This window comes from Pseudomonas sp. GW821-FHT03E01 (assembly GCF_059420765.1).
Map to the genome: position 1 here is coordinate 102,672 of NZ_JBWKUI010000001.1, position 15,388 is coordinate 118,059.

Genomic DNA, 15,388 nt, shown 5'->3' on the forward strand with positions numbered 1-15,388 from the left:
ATGTTCTTTTCAAGCGTGCTCGGCGAGGGGCGCGGAAATCTCACAGAAACGGGCGGCGGCTTTTGGCGTGGTCTTCTTGGTGGTGGGCGTAACAGCTCGGGCGTGAGAGTCACCCCCGAGTCGGCGCTGGGCCTGCCGATTCTGCAAAACTGCGTCACGTTGCTGGCTGAGACCATGGGGCAATTGCCCTGCGAGATGTACCGCCGGTTGGATAAAGGTCAGCGTGAAGCGGCCATCAACCATCCGGCGTATGACGTCCTTCGGTACCAGCCGAACGGATTTCAGACGCCGTATGAATACAGGGAGTGCACGCAAGGTGCTGCCGGCTTGCGGGGCAACGCTTACAGCTTCATTGATCGTCGGGATGACGGGAACGTCGCGGCGCTCTGGCCGTTGTGCAACGGCAAGGTGCAGGTGCTGAAGGGCGGCGACATGCTGCCGTATTACCGGATCAGCGGCGGCGAAGCACTGCCTATGCGCATGATTCACCACGTTCGGTGGTTCAGTACCAACCATTACGTGGGGCTGTCGCCGATTGAGGTGCATGCCGAATCGCTGGGTTTGGCTCAGGCGGTGCGGCAATACACGGGCAAAAGCTTCGCCAACGGTGTGACGGTGTCAGGCGTGATCGAGCGCCCACGTGAAGCCCCGGCGATCAAGGATCAAGGCAGCATCGACAAGATCGTCGATCAGTGGGGGCAGAAGTTTGGGGGCATGGACAACGCCAAGAAGGTTGCACTGTTGCAAGAGGGAATGACCTTCAAACCCGTCTCCATGAACAACGTGGACGCAGAGGTGTTGGGCATTCTCAAAACCACTGGCACCGACATCGCCCGGATTTACAAGATCCCGCTGCCCATGGTCAACGACCTGGAGAAGTCCAACTACAACACCCTTGAACAGCTGATGATTCAGTTCGTGGTGTTCGCCCTGTTGCCTTGGGTCAAGCGTCACGAACAGTCGATGATGCGCGACTTCCTGTTGCCCGCTGACCGGCGCGAGTACTTCATCGAATTCAACTTGTCCGGCCTGCTGCGCGGTGATCAGAAGAGTCGTTATGAGGCCTACGCCATCGGCCGCCAGTGGGGCTGGCTCAGCGTCAACGACATCCGCCGGCTGGAGAACATGCCTCCGGTACCAGGCGGTGATATCTACCTGCAACCGCTGAACATGGTGGATGCAGGCAAGGGCGCCCCTGACTTGACCAACCCCAACGTGCGAGCGCAGCTCGAACTGCAGCACGCTGAAATAGAGAGGATTCTGGCGCAATGAAAAACTACCTGCGAGCCTCCAGCCTGCTGTTCAATCAGCCGCTGTTGGTGACGCCTGACATGTTGGACCTCGGCGTTCGCTGGGCAAACCAGGCGATGAGCTTGAACATCGTCAACATCGGTGGTCAGGGCGTTGCCAACCTGTGGTCGGATGACGGCATGGACCGAATCGCTCAGCGTGAAGAAGAGCGTCGGATGGCAATCGCGCGCACCGGCATCGAGGTGATTCCGGTCAGTGGCGTGTTGGTCAGTCGCGGCAGCCACGTCAGCATGTGCGAGACGATGACCAGCTATGAAACTCTTCGGTCGCAGATTCGCAACGCTGTCGCGGATCCGATGGTCGAGCGCATCGTGTTGGATATCGACAGCCCGGGCGGTTCTGCCGTCGGCGCGTTCGAGTTGGCGGCTGACATTCGCGCCATGGCCCAACAGAAGCCCATCACCGGCATCGTCAACTTTATGGCCTACAGCGGCGGCTACCTGATCGGTGCGGCCTGTAGTGAGCTAGTAGTGAGCCAGACCAGTGGCGTCGGCTCCATCGGTGTCATCGCCAGTCACATGGACCGATCCAAGCAAGAGGAAGGGATGGGCGTCAAGGTGACCACCGTGTTTGCCGGCGCTCACAAAAATGACCTCAGCCCTCACGAACCGCTGAGCGACCAGTCGCTCAAGTACCTCAACGATGTTGTGCAGGAGAGCTATCAGCTCTTCGTCAATGCGATTGCCGACTACCGCGGGCTCTCGGTGCAGCAGGTCATTGCCACTGAGGCGGGCTTGTATCGAGGGCAGGCTGGTATTGCGGCGGGCCTTGCCGATCGCATGCAGAGCCCGCAACAAGCCGTCGATGATTTATCCAACTCGGTGGCATTGAGCCGAGCGAACCGCCAGCAAGGCCGCCTTTCGGTCCGAGCAGCTGCACTGAATTTTCAAACCCAGATCTGACCGCGTTCGCGGCAGTCGTCAAAACCCGCCTTGTGCGGGTTTTTTATGCCCAGGAGGCACCATGTCCCTTGTACTTCAATTGCGTAGCGAACGCGCCAAGATCAACGACACGCTCCAGGCGTTGGCTAAACTCGAAGCCGGCGGCGAGGCTCTGTCGGCTGAGCAGTTGACTCAATTCACCAGCCTGGAAGCCGAGTTCAATGCGCTGACTGACAAGATCAGTCGGGCGGAAAAGGCTGAGCGAATGGCGGCCGCCAATGCGGTACCAGTCAATGAGTCGGCGCAAGGCCGAACTGGCCCGCCACCAGGTTACATTTCCGGATCGGGTCCAGCTAATGCGCCAGGAGTGCGGATGGCTCAGATGGTCCGTTTGCTGGCTGCTGCGGGAGGCAATCAGCATCAGGCTGCTCAAATGGCGGAACAAGGTGGATTTTCCACTGATGTTGCCATGGCATTGAGCACGGTGACGCCGGGTGCTGGCGGTGTGTTGGTTCCTCAAAACTTTGCGACCGAGATCATTGAGGCTCTGCGCCCGATGTCGGTGGTGCGCAAGATGGGTGCTCGCAGTCTGCCGTTGAACAACGGCAACCTGACTCAGCCTCGCATTACCGGCAACACCATCGTCACCTACATCGGTACCGAAACCGACATCCCGCTCACTGGTATGACGTTCGCGGATACGAAACTGTCGGCGAAAAAAGCCGCTGCGATCGTGCCAATCTCCAATGACCTGATTGCCAACGCTGGCATCAGCCCGCGAATCGATGACATCGTCGTAGCCGACCTGGCAGTGTCGATGGGGCTTTCGGAAGACCTGCACTTCATTCGTGCCGACGGTAGCGGCACGCTTCCCAAGGGCATGCGTTATTGGGCGCAGGCGTTCAACGTGTTGCCGGCTCCCGACACTGCAGGCATCACCCTGGAACAAATCGACCTGTTCTGCGGCGGCATGATGCTTCGCATCGAAACCGCCAACGTGATGATGAAAGACTGCGGTTGGTTGATGCATCCGCGTGTCTTCCGCTGGTTGCAATCGTTGCGTGATGGCAACGGCAACAAGGCTTATCCGGAAATTGAACAGGGTCTGTTCAAGGGCTACCCGGTTGGTCTGAGCAACCAGATCCCGGTGAACCTCGGCGTCGGTGGCAATGAAACTGAATTCTATTTCGTCAACTTCGCAGACATGATGATCGGCGAAGACATGGACTTGACGATCTCGTTCAGTAGCGAGGCATCGTACAAGGACTCCGAAGGCAACATGGTCAGTGCCTTCCAGCGTGACCAGACCCTGGTCAAGGTAATCGCCAAGCACGACTTCGGTCCACGTCACGTGGAATGCATCGTGGTCGCCGTCGCCGTGAAGTGGGGCGCTGGCATGTAATCCTTTTGCCCCGCTTCGGCGGGGCTTTGCATATCTGAGGTCGAAGCGATGAGCAATAAAGTTGTGGTGCGTTTTCTGAAAGCCTGGCGTGGTTACTCGGCAGACGAGTTGGCTGGATTTGACGAAGAGGTTGTTGAAGGTCTGAAATCCAAGGGCTTCGCTGAAGTCTACGAAAAGCCAAAAGCCGGTAAGACCGCAACGGCGAAAACCAGTAGTGCAAAGAATGCTGGTGAACCGGGCGCGGCCAGTTCGCCCGCTGAGACGTCAGGCGCAACGTCAGATGGTGCTGATGGCGGCGAAGGTAATACGGGTACCGATGACGACGCGAAGCCGTAAGCCATGGCCCGTCGAATCGAGTACTTCGGCGACCCGGTCCTGACACTGGAACAGGTGGCTTTCCAGTGTCGGGTTGAGCCGGAAGACATGGAGCCGGCGCTGATCGAGCAGATCATCATTCCCGGTGTTACCACCCAGTGCGAGTCGAAAACAGGTGCTTCGATTCGTGGTGCCGTTTACGAAGAAGAATGGCCAGCCGATCGGCAGAGCGGGCATGCCTTGGATGTTGGGCAGGCCAATGAGGTCGTTTCGGTGTTGTCGCAGCAGCCAGACGGAACATGGACCGAGCAGGCCGGACCATTCGAGTTGCGGCAGGATCAGCGGGAAAGCTTTCTGTTCTTCCCAGCATCTCGCCCCGGTGGTCGGCTTCGGATTCGCTACAAAGCAAAGCTCGATCTTGACCTTAACCCTGGTGTCCGCAACTGGTTGTTGATGGCGGCAGCGACGATCTATCGCCATCCGGAAATGTTCTTGGTGGGTCAGACGCTCGCCGAACTGCCGTCGGCATTTCTAGATCACCTAGTGGCAGATATCACCGTACCGCCGAGGTTTTAACTATGGCCATGCGCGAGCCGAGTGCGGGGGAGTTGGACCGGCGTATCACCCTAAGGTTGAGAACCGACATCCCTGCGCTGGATCAGGGGCTTGAATCATTGTTCACCGAGCAGAAAAAACGATGGGCAAAAATTGAGCCGGTCGGTACCGCTGTTTACGCGAACGGTGTCCAGACCGATGTGAAGATCACCCATCGGGTGACCTTCTACTATCTGAAGGGCATGAGCGAATCGCACGAAGTTGTACACGGTGCCACGATTTATCGCGTGCGCAGGGTCGCGGACATGAACGGCAATCGTCGGTTTACCCTGCTTGAGGTTGAAGAGTTAGGGCCGGAGCAAGCCGGGGGAGGGATCTATGGCTAACTCAGCTTCCGTTGACGGTTACTTGCATTTCGAGGGCTACGACAACCTGCCGCGAGATATCTTCGACAAGAAGAAAATTCGTGCAGGCATGCGCAAAGCCGGGCGGCTGGTGATGCAAAAGGCCCAGATGAACCTGGCTCTTGCACGTGGTGAGGAAGGCTACCCGGTCAATCGCACTGGGGCGACTTTGGAGTCGATCACTTTCAAGGTGTCGCGATCGGGCTTCCTGGTCAAGGTAGCCCCGCGCAAGACCAGTGCCATGTCGGAGTTCTATCCAGCCTACTTGCACTACGGTGTGAAGAAAGGCCGTCGCCCTGGGAAGCTGGCACCAGGTAAGGGCAAGGGGCGAAAGAATCGTCGCGCTGCTGGTGCCCGCGCTCGACTCGTTGCTGAACGGGCTGCCGGTGAGTGGCGTATCAAGCCCCGTGACAACTACATGGCCGATGCATTGCAGGACTCCAATGCAGACGTTCAAGCCATTCTCTCTGCGGCGTTCGCCGCGGCGTTGAGCTGATCTCCGCCTGCAGCTGCTGGCGCTTCTATCCTTGGAACAAACGATGAAAATCAGTCTGATCGTCGCGCACCTGCGTGCGTACTGTCCTGCCTTTTCCGGTCGTGTGTCGGCTGGCATTGATTGGGACGCCGTGGCTACCAGTGCCAAGTTAAGCCATCCCTCGGCGTACGTGATCGCCGCCGGTGATGACGCCGGCGGAAACGACCTACAGAACGGAGTCCGCCAAGACATCACCGATTTGTTCGACGTGATCCTAGTGCTCGACAGCACCGATGAGCGCGGCCAAGAGGCGGCCGATCTGCTGCACGATCTGCGCGCTGACTTATGGAAAGCCCTGGTGGGCTGGAAGCCCGGCACCGAGTACGACCCGATCGAATACGGCGGTGGCAGCTTGGTCTTTATCAATCGGGCCCGAGTCGTGTACCGCTTCAGCTTTGAAACCGCGTTTCAACTGGGCCGAAACCGGGCGTCCGACCCTCCCGAAACTTGGGAGGAGTTCGAACTCGATGGCCTGCCCGCGCTTGAGGGGGTCGATTTCAACGTCGACTTCATTGATCCCGCTGACCCCAACCTCCAGCGGCCGGGCCCAGATGGCCGGGTCGAGGCAACTTTCTCCGTTGAACTACCGAAACCCACTGAGGACTCCCCATGAGCCGCATGACTGTGTACCCGGCCGCGGGCCGGGTGGTGCCCGACCCTGAAGCCGGCGGCGACTTGCCCGCGGAGGGGCGTGAAGTCCCGCGTGACGCGTATTGGCTGCGCCGCCTGCGTGATCTGGACGTCACCCTCGACGCGCCAAAGAAGACCAAGCCCCCCACTAACCCCTCGGCTACGGCCACCCCAGGGAGCGCTGAATAATGATCAGCTTTAACACCATCCCCAGCGATCTGCGCGTGCCGCTGTTCTACGCCGAGGTCGACAATTCACAGGCCAACAGCAGCGGCTCGAGCATGCCGCGGCTGATCGTGGCGCAGGTCAACGATGACGCCACCGGGGCGGAAATTGGCCAGCTGACCCTGGTGTCGAGCCTGGGCCTGGTCAAGGGCATTGGCGGCGTCGGCTCGATGCTCGCGCAGATGTACGAAACCTGGCGCCGTATCGATCCGGCCGGAGAGGTCTGGTGCCTGCCGCTTAAAGGTGAAGGCGTCAAGGCGGCCGGCACCGTCACCATCACAGGTGCCGCCACCGCGGGTGGCGAGCTGAACCTGTACGTCGGTGGCAGCCGTGTGCGCGCGACCGTGACCAAGGGCGCCACTCCGACGGTGGTCGCCGTGGCCTTGGCGGCGGCGGTAAATGCGGCCGGGCTGTCGGTCGTGGCCACGGCGCTGGTCGGTGTTGTGACGCTGACCTGCAAATGGTCCGGCGCGAGTGGCAACGACCTGCTGCTGCAGCTCAATCGTTTGGGCCGTAACAACGGCGAAGCCACCCCGGCCGGCCTGACCGTGGTGGTGGCGCCAATGAGTGGCGGCGTGGGGTCGCCCGACGTCGCGGTGGCCTTGGCCAGCTTGGGCGACGAGCCGTTCGAGTTCATCTGTGCACCGTGGGCCGACGCCACCTCGCTGGATGCCTGGAAAGCCTTTATGGACGACACCAGCGGTCGCTGGAGCTGGGCCAAGCAACTTTATGGGCATGTCTACACCGCCCTGCGCGGCACCCTCGGTTCCCTGGTGGCGTTGAGCGCGACGCGTAACGATCAGCACGCCACCATTCACGGCTTTGAAACCAGCTGCCCTGATCCGGTGTGGAACGTGGCGGCGGCCTATGCGGCGCGCAGCGCGGTTTTCATCTCGGCGGACCCGGCGCGGCCGACCCAAACCGGCGAGTTGAACGGTCTCACCCCGGCCCCGGCGGGCGAGCGCTTCACCTTGACTGAGCGTCAGTCGTTGTTGAACCGCGGTATTGCCACGGCCTACTTCGGCGGCAACGCGCAGCGTATCGAGCGGGCGATTACCAGTTACCAGCTCAACGCTTTTAACCAGCCGGATGATTCCTACCTGGACAGCGAAACGCTGCACCAGTCGGCCTATGTGATCGGCTACCTGAAAGCACGGGTCACCAGCAAGTACGGCCGGCACAAGTTGGCCAATGACGGCACGCGGTTCGGCGCCGGCCAGGCCATTGTCACGCCGAATGTGATCCGCGCCGAGATGATCGCCGGCTACTACGCGCTGGAGCAGTTGGGCATCGTGGAAAACGCCGACGCCTTCGCGGCCAATCTGATCGTTGAGCGTTCGAGCACCAACCCGAATCGGCTAAACGTGTTGTATCCGCCGGACTTGGTCAATCAGTTACGGATCTTCGCGCTGCAGTACCAGTTCCGCCTGCAGTACGCAGTCTGAATCAACCCCCGTCTATAGCCCGCCGCGTGCGGGCTTTTTTGTAGGAGAGAGGCCATGGGCCAGAAAGTTGCGGGCACCGTCTACATCAAGGCTGACGGCGTTCAGTTCACTGTCACCGGCGGCGTGGAGGTGCCGCTCAGTGACAAAAAGCGCGAGTCGGTGGCACCCGGTTTTTTCAAGGAAGAGGACCTAGTGCCGTACGTGAAGGCCACCGTGGTGGACGCACCGGACCTGCCGCTCAAGCAAATCATGGAGGCCACCGATCAGACGGTCACCGTCGAGTTCAAGAACGGCCGTGTGTACGTGCTGGCGGGTGGGTTTGTGGTGGACGAGCCGACCTCCAAGGGCGATGACGGCACCATCGATATCCAGTGGGATGGCAGCAAGGGGGGCTTCCAATGAGCCAGGTAATTACGCACAACCTGTCCGCGCCGATTCAGGCGCATGACGAACAAGTGCTGGAACTGACCCTGCGCCGGCCGACGGTAGCCGAGGTGCGCGCGATCAAGGCGCTGCCGTACAAGATCGACAAAAACGAAGAAGTGTCACTGGACATGGACGTGGCGGCCAAATACATCGCGGTCTGCGCGGGGATTCCGGCGCCGTCGGTGAATCAGCTGGACTTGGCGGACCTGAACAACCTGGCCTGGGCCGTGGCCGGTTTTTTCATGACTGCGGCATCAGCGACCTTGGTGGCCTGATTGCCGTGGCCTATGACCTGGCTTTTTTTTGGAAAGTCGGACCCGAACAAATGATGGTGCTGCCGTTGGATACGTTCACCGAATCGCTGGAGAACGCCCAGCGCATTAATCAAGTTCAGCAGGGGTAGGTATGGCCGATAAGTTTCAACTTAAGGCGCTGATTACCGGCGTCGATAAGCTGTCGCCGACCTTGGCCGGTATCCGGAAAAATGTCGCCAGCTTCCGTAAGGGGCTGGAACGCACGGGGCTGGGCAAGATCGGCTTTAGTGACATCGTCACGGGCGGAGCTTTGGCGGCCCCGTTCATTGCCGGGGCCGCGGCCGCGATTGAATTTGAGTCGCAAATGGCTGATGTGCGCAAGGTGGTCAACTTTGACACCCCGGTGCAGTTCAAGCAGATGGGCGAAGACATCGGGAAAATGTCTGAGCGGCTACCGATGGCTGCCAATGACATTGCCAAGATCATTGCCGCCGGTGGGCAGTCGGGCATTGCCCGTGATGAGCTTCTTGGGTTCGCCGAAGCGGCAGTGAAAATGGGCATTGCCTTCGACCAGAGCGCCGACGAAAGCGGCAGCATGATGGCGACGTGGCGCACCGCGTTCAAAATGACCCAGACCGATGTGGTCGGGTTGGCGGACAGGATCAACTACCTGGGCAATACCGGCCCGGCCAACACCAAGCAGATTTCCGCGATTGTCACGGAAGTAGGGTCGTTGGGTGAGGTGGCCGGTCTTTCGTCGGGGCAGATCGCCGCGCTGGGGGCGACCATGGCCGGCGTAGGCGTGAAGCAAGATGTGGCCGCTACCGGCATCAAGAACTTCATGCTGGCAATGACGAAGGGCTCGGCGGCGACCAAGAGCCAAGCGGAGGCTTACAAGGCGTTACGGCTGGACTCGAAAAGCGTGGCTGTGGCAATGCAGAAAGATGCGCAGGGGACAATGCTGGATCTGCTCAAGCGCATTTCGCAGGTCGATAAAGCCAAGCGTCCCGCGTTGCTGACCAATTTATTCGGCAGCGAATCGATTGCGGCGATTACGCCGCTGCTGACCAACCTGGAGTTGCTCGAGAGCAACTTGCAGAAAGTCGGCGACGCCTCGAAATACGCCGGCTCGATGGATAAGGAGTACGCCTCCCGCGCGGAAACCACGGCCAACAACTTGCAGCTGTTGCGCAACGCCGCCGCGAGTGTGGCGCGGGCGGTGGGCAATGCCCTGCTGCCGGGTATCAATGCGGTGGTGGATAGCCTGCGGCCGATGATTGCGTATGCGGCGGAATTGATCCAGGCCAATCCGCAGTTGGTTCGTGGCCTGGCCATCGCCGGCGGCGCATTCACAGCATTGCGGGTTGCGGTGTTTGCGGCGACCGTAGCCACTCGGGTGTTGGGTGTGGCCTTTGCGGCGACGCCGGTGGGCATCATTGCCGTCGCTATCGCCGCGGCGGCGGGTTTGATCGTGGCCAATTGGGAAACGATCGGACCGTTCTTCACTGCGCTGTGGGAGTTGATCAAGGCGCTGTCGACACCCTTTATGGAGTTTATGAAGGGCGTGTTTGATTGGTCACCGCTCGGGCTGCTGATCAAGCACTGGTCGCCAATCACCGCCTTTTTTAAAGAGCTGTGGGAGGGGGTTAAACCGTACTTGCAGCCGATCCTGAGTATGTTCGGGCTGGAAGAGGGTGGCGCCGGACTCACCGCGAAAGTGGCTAGCTACGCGGAGGAGCAACGCGAACGTAATGCTGGCCCCGGCGGCGGCACCGGTGCGTTCCTGCAAGCCAATGCGGTGAGCCTGGCGCGGAATCAGCAGACCGAACGCAACCTCACGCAAGCCGGCCTCGCCCCGGGCCAGCTGTTGCGCCCGCCGGGACTACCGGCCCCGGGCTCACTGGTACAGCAAGCCTCGGCGAATAACCGCACACAACTGGATGGGGCGTTGGTGATGCGTTTCGAGAACGCCCCGCCGGGCTTCCGAGTCGATCCGGCGACCAGCAATCAGCCGGGTTTGTCGATCACGCCGAAAGTGGGCTACCGCTTGCTGTCAGGGAGTAATCCGTAATGAGTGAATGGCGTGACCGCAAACAAGGCGCTTCCTTTCGGGGGGTGCCGTTTTTAGTGGATGCCGACAGCGTACCTGTTGGCCGGCGCACTCAGGTGCATGAGTTCCCCCAGCGCGATCAACCCTTTGTCGAAGACCTAGGGCGGCGCACCCGACAATACAAGTTCACCGGCTTTGTGGCCGGGGATGACTTCCTGGCGCAACGTGACCGTCTGCTGGCCGCGCTGGACAAGCCTGGCTCGGGTGAGTTGGTGCATCCGTGGTTCGGACGTCTCACCGTCACCGCCGGGGAGTGTGAGTTGTCCCATGCGCGCAACGAGCTGGGCATGGCGCGCTTCAACCTGGTGTTTATCGACGGCATGCTGGAGTTCCCGGTGCAGTCGCCAAATACCCGCCGGCAACTGGCGGCCCAGGCGCCGAGCCTGATGGACTCGATGAAGGACCGCTTTAATTCTGCGCTGGCCCCAATCGATCTGGCGCGGCAACGTGCCAGTGCGGTGCGCTCGGCGGTGTCAGGGGCTTTCGGTTTTGCCTTGAAATCCCTCCAGCCGGCTTCCGCCTTGGGGGGCGACCTCACCGGCCTGGTGTCCTCACTGCTCAATGGTCCGGGCGCGTTTGCCGACAGCCTGCTGTCCGGGGTTGCCGGCCTGGAGCGCTCCTTCAGCGGCTACGGCTCCAGCGGTGCGTTTAACAGCAGCAGTGGCAAGGCGGCGACGGTGTCGTCGTTAAAGGCCTCGGCGCCGGTGACTGCTGACCCGGAGCTCGCGACCATTCAGGCGGCGGTTATTAGCCTGGTGCAGGACGCGGCGCTGCTGGATTTGCTGCTGGACATGGCCGAGGTGCCGGTCGCCATCCGCCAGGGTATCAGCGATCCGGCCGCCCTGGACGTGCAACTGGCGCAACAAGGGGCGACGGTCGAAGCCGGTACCGAGGTCGATACGCCGGTGCCGGTCGCTGATGACGTGCTGGACGTGCGTGACGCGATCAGCGACGCGTTGTGGTCGGTAGCCGGGGAAAGTCCGCCGGAACACTTCGGTCGGCTGAGCGAGGCCCGCCTGGCTCTTGATCGGCATTTGACCGAAGTGGCGCGTAGTGGCGTAGGGCTGCGCACGTATACCCCTCCAGAGACGGTGTCGGCGCTGGTGCTGGCCCATGCGCTGTATGGCGACGCCTTGCGCAGCGGCGAAATTGTCTCGCGCAACCGTGTGTCTCACCCGGGCTTTGTGCCCGCCACTGAACTCCAAGTAGCGAAAACCTAACCATGGACGAGCTGAACACCGTCACCCTGAGCGCGGGTGGGCACGACTACGCCGGGTGGAAAAGCATCAGTATCGGTGCCGGCCTGGAACGCCAGGCACGGGATTTTAACCTAGGCATTACCTGGCGCTGGCCGGGCAGCAGCGAAGTGCCGGTCAGGATTAGCCAAGGCGAAGCGGTGGAGGTACGCATTGGCCAGGATCTTCTGTTAACCGGCTATGTGTTCAGCACGCCGATTCGCTACGACCGCGAGTCGGTGACGCTGAGCATCACCGGCCGCTCGCGCACGGCGGACTTGGTGGACTGCGCTGCGGTCAATCAGCCCGGACAATGGCGCGGCCAAAGCGTGCAACAGATCATCACGGCAATTGCCGGCGAATACGGCATTGCGGTGGTCAACGATGCTGCGGTTACCTTGGGTGTTGAAGACCACACGATAGAGCCGGGCGAGACGGCGTTTGAAAGCATCGACCGGCTGTTGACCCTGTCGCGCTTGTTCAGCACCGACGACGGTCGAGGGCGCCTGGTGATCGCCAGTCCGGGCAGCGCCGGGCGTGCGGTCGACACCTTGGAGTTGGGTAAAAACCTGCTGTCAGGCGACACCGTGCTGGACTTTTCCAGTGTGTTCTCTGAGTACATCAGCAAGGGCCAGCGCAGCGGTACCGACGACAGTTTTGGCGCCGAGGCCAGCGAAGTCGAGGCGCGGATCACGGATGCGCGCCTCGACCGGCGTCGGGTGAAGATCATTCAGCAGTCTGGGCAAATGAGTCCGGCGATTGCCAGGGCGCGGGTCGAGTGGGAGCGGGCCAACGCGGTCGGCAAGGCCTTGACCGTCAACTACGTGATTCAGGGGTGGCGGCAAAGCAACGGCGCACTGTGGCGACACAACATGCTGGTGCGGGTGGTCGACCCTTTGATTGGCCTGGACCGCGACATGCTGATCAGTGAAATCAGTTACGAGCTGGGCGAGCAGGGCACCACAGCTCGCGTCAGCGTGGCGCCGCCGGAAGCCTTCCTGCCGGAGCCGAACGACGCCTATGAAAAGCGCAAGCTCAAGAAAGGCAAGAAGACCGACACCTTCGAATACCTCATTCCAGCGGACTACAAACCATGAAAAACACCATCGCGAACTTTCTGGCGCGCGGCGTGGTGGCCTTGGGCAACTCGGCCAGCAAGCTGCAAAGCCTACAGCTTCGGTTGTTGGCCGGTGAGGTCAAAGACAACGTTGAGCACCTGGAACCATACGGCTTCACGGCATGCCCCTTGGCAGGCGCCGAGGCGCTGGCCGGTTTCATTGGCGGCGACCGTAGCCATGGGGTGGTGATCGTCGTGGCGGACCGGCGTTTTCGTCTGCAAGGCCTCAAGCCCGGCGAGGTGGCCCTGTACACCGATGAGGGCGACCGCCTGCATTTCAAGCGCGACCGGATTATCGACATTGAAACCGTGACCCTGAACGTCAAGGCGTCGGCCTCGGTGAACTTCGATACGCCGCTGATCAAAACAAACGGGCGCATCGAGTCCGATGGCGATCAGGTCGCTGGCGGGGTGAGCCAAATCAGTCACACGCATGACGGCGTGAAACAGGGCACCGAGCAAAGCGGGCCGCCGGTCGGGGGTGCGGGATGAGCCGTGAAGAACTGCTACGCCGCGCCGTGACTATCAGCCTGTTCACCTGGCGCCGCGCCGGCCCGGATGACGTAGTTGACGACAGCGACCGTAAGGGTTGGTGGGGCGACTGCGTGCCGTCGGTGGCAGGTGACCAGATCGGCTCGCGGCTGTGGTTATTGTCGCGCCGAACGCTGGTCGCGCAGACGCTGCAGGATGCCCAGGCCTACGCCGAAGAGGCCCTGACCTGGCTGCTCGATGACGGCATCGTCACGGCGGTGACGGTGACGCCTGAGCGCCGTGGCAACGATCGGTTGAATTTGCGGGTGACGCTGACCGAGCAGAGCGGCGAAACCTTGGAACTGGATTTTGAGAACACCTGGGGGCTGATCAATGCCGTATGAGAGACCAACGCTGCCGGCGCTGATCCAGCGCACCGAGGCCGACTTTGAGCGCAATGCCCCGGACGCCTTGCGCCGCGCGGATGCCAAGGTGGCGTCCCGTGCGCTGAGCGGCACCGCTTACGAGCTGTATGGGTATCAGGACTGGATTGCGCGACAGTCCAACCCGGCGACGTGCGACGAAGCCATGCTGCTGCGCTGGGCCGATTGGCGCTTGGAAGACGGCCCGACGCCAGCGGTAGCGGCCAAGGGATCGGCGACGGTGACAGGCTCCAGCGGTGCCCTGGTCGACGCAGGCCAGCTCTACCAACTGCCGGACGGCCGACGCTATCAGGTCGGCGAAGCGGTCACGCTGGTGGATGGGGCGGCCAGCCTGAAGTTGGTGGCCGAAGATGTCGGTACCTTGGGCAACATCGAGGCCGGCAGCCTGACAGCGGTGACGCCGGTGCTGGGTGTCAACTCGACGGCCGTCATTGGTCCGGATGGCATCGTCGGAGGGGCCGAAAAGGAAGGCATTGAAGCGCTGCGTGCGCGGGTTCAAGCGGCCTTCAAAAACCCCAGCAAGGTCGGCAACGGTGACGACTTTGTCGAATGGGCCTTGGAGGTGCCAGGTGTCACCCGCGCCTGGGCCTTGCCGCGCTGGATGGGGCCGGGCACGTTTGGCCTGGCGTTCGTGCGCGATGGCGATCTGGACATTATTCCCACGGCCGCCCAGGTCGCCGAGGTGCAAGCCTACTTGGACAAAAAGCGTCCGGTGACCTCGGAGATTTACGCCCTGCCGCCCGAGCCGCAGCCGCTGAATTTCAGTCTGCGCCTGACCCCGGACAGCACAGCTTTGCGCGCGGCGGTGACGCAAGCGCTGCATGGCTTAATTCTGGATGAAGGTGGTCCGGGTCAAACGCTGAAACTCACTCATGTCTGGGCGACGATCAGCAACACCCCGGGAGAGACCGACCATGCCTTGAGCGTGCCGGCGGCAGACGTGGTGATGGCCGCTAATCAAGTGGCGGTGCCGGGGGTAATCACATGGCTTTGACCGAGGCGGACTATGTTCAAAAACTTCGGCAAATGCTGCCGCCGGGGCCGGCGTTTGATCCGGAGCTGGAGCCTGATTGGGCGCAGATCGTGGCGGGCCTGGCCCCTGAACTGGCCCGGGTCGAGGGTAATGGCGAGGCGCTGTTGCTGGAGTTGAACCCGGCCACGGCCACGGTCTTGCTGCCGTATTGGGAAACCTATTTGGGCTTGCCGGATGTGTGTACGGTGCCCGGTTCGAAAACGCTGGAAGAGCGCCGCCAAGCGGTGCTCGACAAGCTGACCGCCACCGGTGCGCCGCAGTTGAGCTATTACCGAAAGCTCGGCACGCAGCTGGATATCGCCGTCGAGATTCAGGAGTTCCGCCCCGCGCGGGTGGGCCCGACCAGCGTCGGCGATTTCTTGTATGGGGCCGGTTGGCCGTGGAGCTGGATCGCGTCGGTGCCGATTGAAACATATGGCAGCGAGGCCGCGGCCACGCTGGATTGTCGGCTGCAGCGCGACGCGCCGGAATACACCGATGTGGTGCTGGGCTTCGGACAAGAAGTCGTTGATGGCATTTACAGCAAGGTGGACCAACTGTTCAACGCCATTCATTACGTCATGCCTGCCGCTGTTGCTGGTATTGAGGAATAAGTT

Annotated in this window: 19 protein-coding genes; all 19 read left to right on the plus strand. The window is 61.4% G+C overall.

Annotation, left to right across the window (positions count from 1 at the left end; all coding sequences use genetic code 11):
- The 19 genes from AC07VO_RS00510 (at position 1) to AC07VO_RS00600 (ending at position 15,385) form a co-directional block, all read left to right on the plus strand.
- Positions 1 to 1,272 carry a phage portal protein gene (locus AC07VO_RS00510; RefSeq protein WP_495007434.1) on the plus strand — a complete coding sequence of 424 codons (1,272 nt, stop codon included), beginning with the start codon at positions 1 to 3 and terminating at the stop codon, positions 1,270 to 1,272.
- A complete protein-coding gene (locus AC07VO_RS00515; protein WP_495007435.1) occupies positions 1,269 to 2,213 on the plus strand; it encodes a S49 family peptidase in 945 nt (314 codons plus the stop codon). Before AC07VO_RS00510 ends, AC07VO_RS00515 begins: the two co-directional genes overlap by 4 nt.
- Positions 2,214 to 2,274: 61 nt before the next feature.
- Positions 2,275 to 3,594, plus strand: coding sequence for a phage major capsid protein (locus AC07VO_RS00520; protein ID WP_495007436.1), 1,320 nt, complete (start codon positions 2,275 to 2,277; stop codon positions 3,592 to 3,594).
- A gap of 48 nt (positions 3,595 to 3,642) precedes the next feature.
- Positions 3,643 to 3,930, plus strand: coding sequence for a hypothetical protein (locus AC07VO_RS00525; RefSeq protein WP_495007437.1), 288 nt, complete (start codon positions 3,643 to 3,645; stop codon positions 3,928 to 3,930).
- Positions 3,931 to 3,933: 3 nt separating this feature from the next.
- On the plus strand, positions 3,934 to 4,485 hold the full coding sequence (locus tag AC07VO_RS00530) for a hypothetical protein (protein ID WP_495007438.1): 552 nt from the start codon (positions 3,934 to 3,936) through the stop codon (positions 4,483 to 4,485).
- 2 nt (positions 4,486 to 4,487) lie between these two features.
- Positions 4,488 to 4,850, plus strand: coding sequence for a phage head closure protein (locus AC07VO_RS00535; RefSeq protein WP_495007439.1), 363 nt, complete (start codon positions 4,488 to 4,490; stop codon positions 4,848 to 4,850).
- Positions 4,843 to 5,364, plus strand: coding sequence for a hypothetical protein (locus AC07VO_RS00540; RefSeq protein ID WP_495007440.1), 522 nt, complete (start codon positions 4,843 to 4,845; stop codon positions 5,362 to 5,364). The genes AC07VO_RS00535 and AC07VO_RS00540 overlap by 8 nt, the downstream gene beginning before the upstream one ends.
- Positions 5,365 to 5,407: 43 nt before the next feature.
- Positions 5,408 to 6,016 carry a phage tail terminator protein gene (locus AC07VO_RS00545; RefSeq protein WP_495007441.1) on the plus strand — a complete coding sequence of 203 codons (609 nt, stop codon included), beginning with the start codon at positions 5,408 to 5,410 and terminating at the stop codon, positions 6,014 to 6,016.
- Positions 6,013 to 6,222: a DUF2635 domain-containing protein gene (locus AC07VO_RS00550; RefSeq protein WP_495007442.1), complete on the plus strand. Its 210-nt coding sequence runs from the start codon at positions 6,013 to 6,015 to the stop codon at positions 6,220 to 6,222. The genes AC07VO_RS00545 and AC07VO_RS00550 overlap by 4 nt, the downstream gene beginning before the upstream one ends.
- On the plus strand, positions 6,219 to 7,703 hold the full coding sequence (locus tag AC07VO_RS00555; RefSeq protein WP_495007475.1) for a phage tail sheath subtilisin-like domain-containing protein: 1,485 nt from the start codon (positions 6,219 to 6,221) through the stop codon (positions 7,701 to 7,703). The genes AC07VO_RS00550 and AC07VO_RS00555 overlap by 4 nt, the downstream gene beginning before the upstream one ends.
- 54 nt (positions 7,704 to 7,757) lie before the next feature.
- Positions 7,758 to 8,105 (plus strand): phage tail tube protein, encoded by a 348-nt coding sequence (locus AC07VO_RS00560; protein ID WP_495007443.1) that lies wholly within the window; start codon positions 7,758 to 7,760, stop codon positions 8,103 to 8,105.
- Positions 8,102 to 8,404 (plus strand): phage tail assembly protein, encoded by a 303-nt coding sequence (locus AC07VO_RS00565; RefSeq protein ID WP_495007444.1) that lies wholly within the window; start codon positions 8,102 to 8,104, stop codon positions 8,402 to 8,404. Before AC07VO_RS00560 ends, AC07VO_RS00565 begins: the two co-directional genes overlap by 4 nt.
- A 130-nt stretch (positions 8,405 to 8,534) precedes the next feature.
- Positions 8,535 to 10,454 (plus strand): phage tail tape measure protein, encoded by a 1,920-nt coding sequence (locus tag AC07VO_RS00570; RefSeq protein ID WP_495007445.1) that lies wholly within the window; start codon positions 8,535 to 8,537, stop codon positions 10,452 to 10,454.
- On the plus strand, positions 10,454 to 11,713 hold the full coding sequence (locus tag AC07VO_RS00575) for a DNA circularization protein (protein ID WP_495007446.1): 1,260 nt from the start codon (positions 10,454 to 10,456) through the stop codon (positions 11,711 to 11,713). The genes AC07VO_RS00570 and AC07VO_RS00575 overlap by 1 nt, the downstream gene beginning before the upstream one ends.
- Positions 11,714 to 11,715: 2 nt before the next feature.
- Positions 11,716 to 12,825 carry a phage baseplate assembly protein gene (locus AC07VO_RS00580; protein ID WP_495007447.1) on the plus strand — a complete coding sequence of 370 codons (1,110 nt, stop codon included), beginning with the start codon at positions 11,716 to 11,718 and terminating at the stop codon, positions 12,823 to 12,825.
- On the plus strand, positions 12,822 to 13,337 hold the full coding sequence (locus AC07VO_RS00585) for a phage baseplate assembly protein V (RefSeq protein ID WP_495007448.1): 516 nt from the start codon (positions 12,822 to 12,824) through the stop codon (positions 13,335 to 13,337). Before AC07VO_RS00580 ends, AC07VO_RS00585 begins: the two co-directional genes overlap by 4 nt.
- Entirely contained in the window at positions 13,334 to 13,720 is a 387-nt protein-coding gene (locus AC07VO_RS00590; RefSeq protein ID WP_495007449.1) for a phage GP46 family protein, read from the plus strand. The genes AC07VO_RS00585 and AC07VO_RS00590 overlap by 4 nt, the downstream gene beginning before the upstream one ends.
- Positions 13,710 to 14,753 carry a baseplate J/gp47 family protein gene (locus AC07VO_RS00595; protein WP_495007450.1) on the plus strand — a complete coding sequence of 348 codons (1,044 nt, stop codon included), beginning with the start codon at positions 13,710 to 13,712 and terminating at the stop codon, positions 14,751 to 14,753. Before AC07VO_RS00590 ends, AC07VO_RS00595 begins: the two co-directional genes overlap by 11 nt.
- A complete protein-coding gene (locus AC07VO_RS00600; RefSeq protein WP_495007451.1) occupies positions 14,744 to 15,385 on the plus strand; it encodes a putative phage tail protein in 642 nt (213 codons plus the stop codon). Before AC07VO_RS00595 ends, AC07VO_RS00600 begins: the two co-directional genes overlap by 10 nt.
- Positions 15,386 to 15,388: the final 3 nt, after the last annotated feature.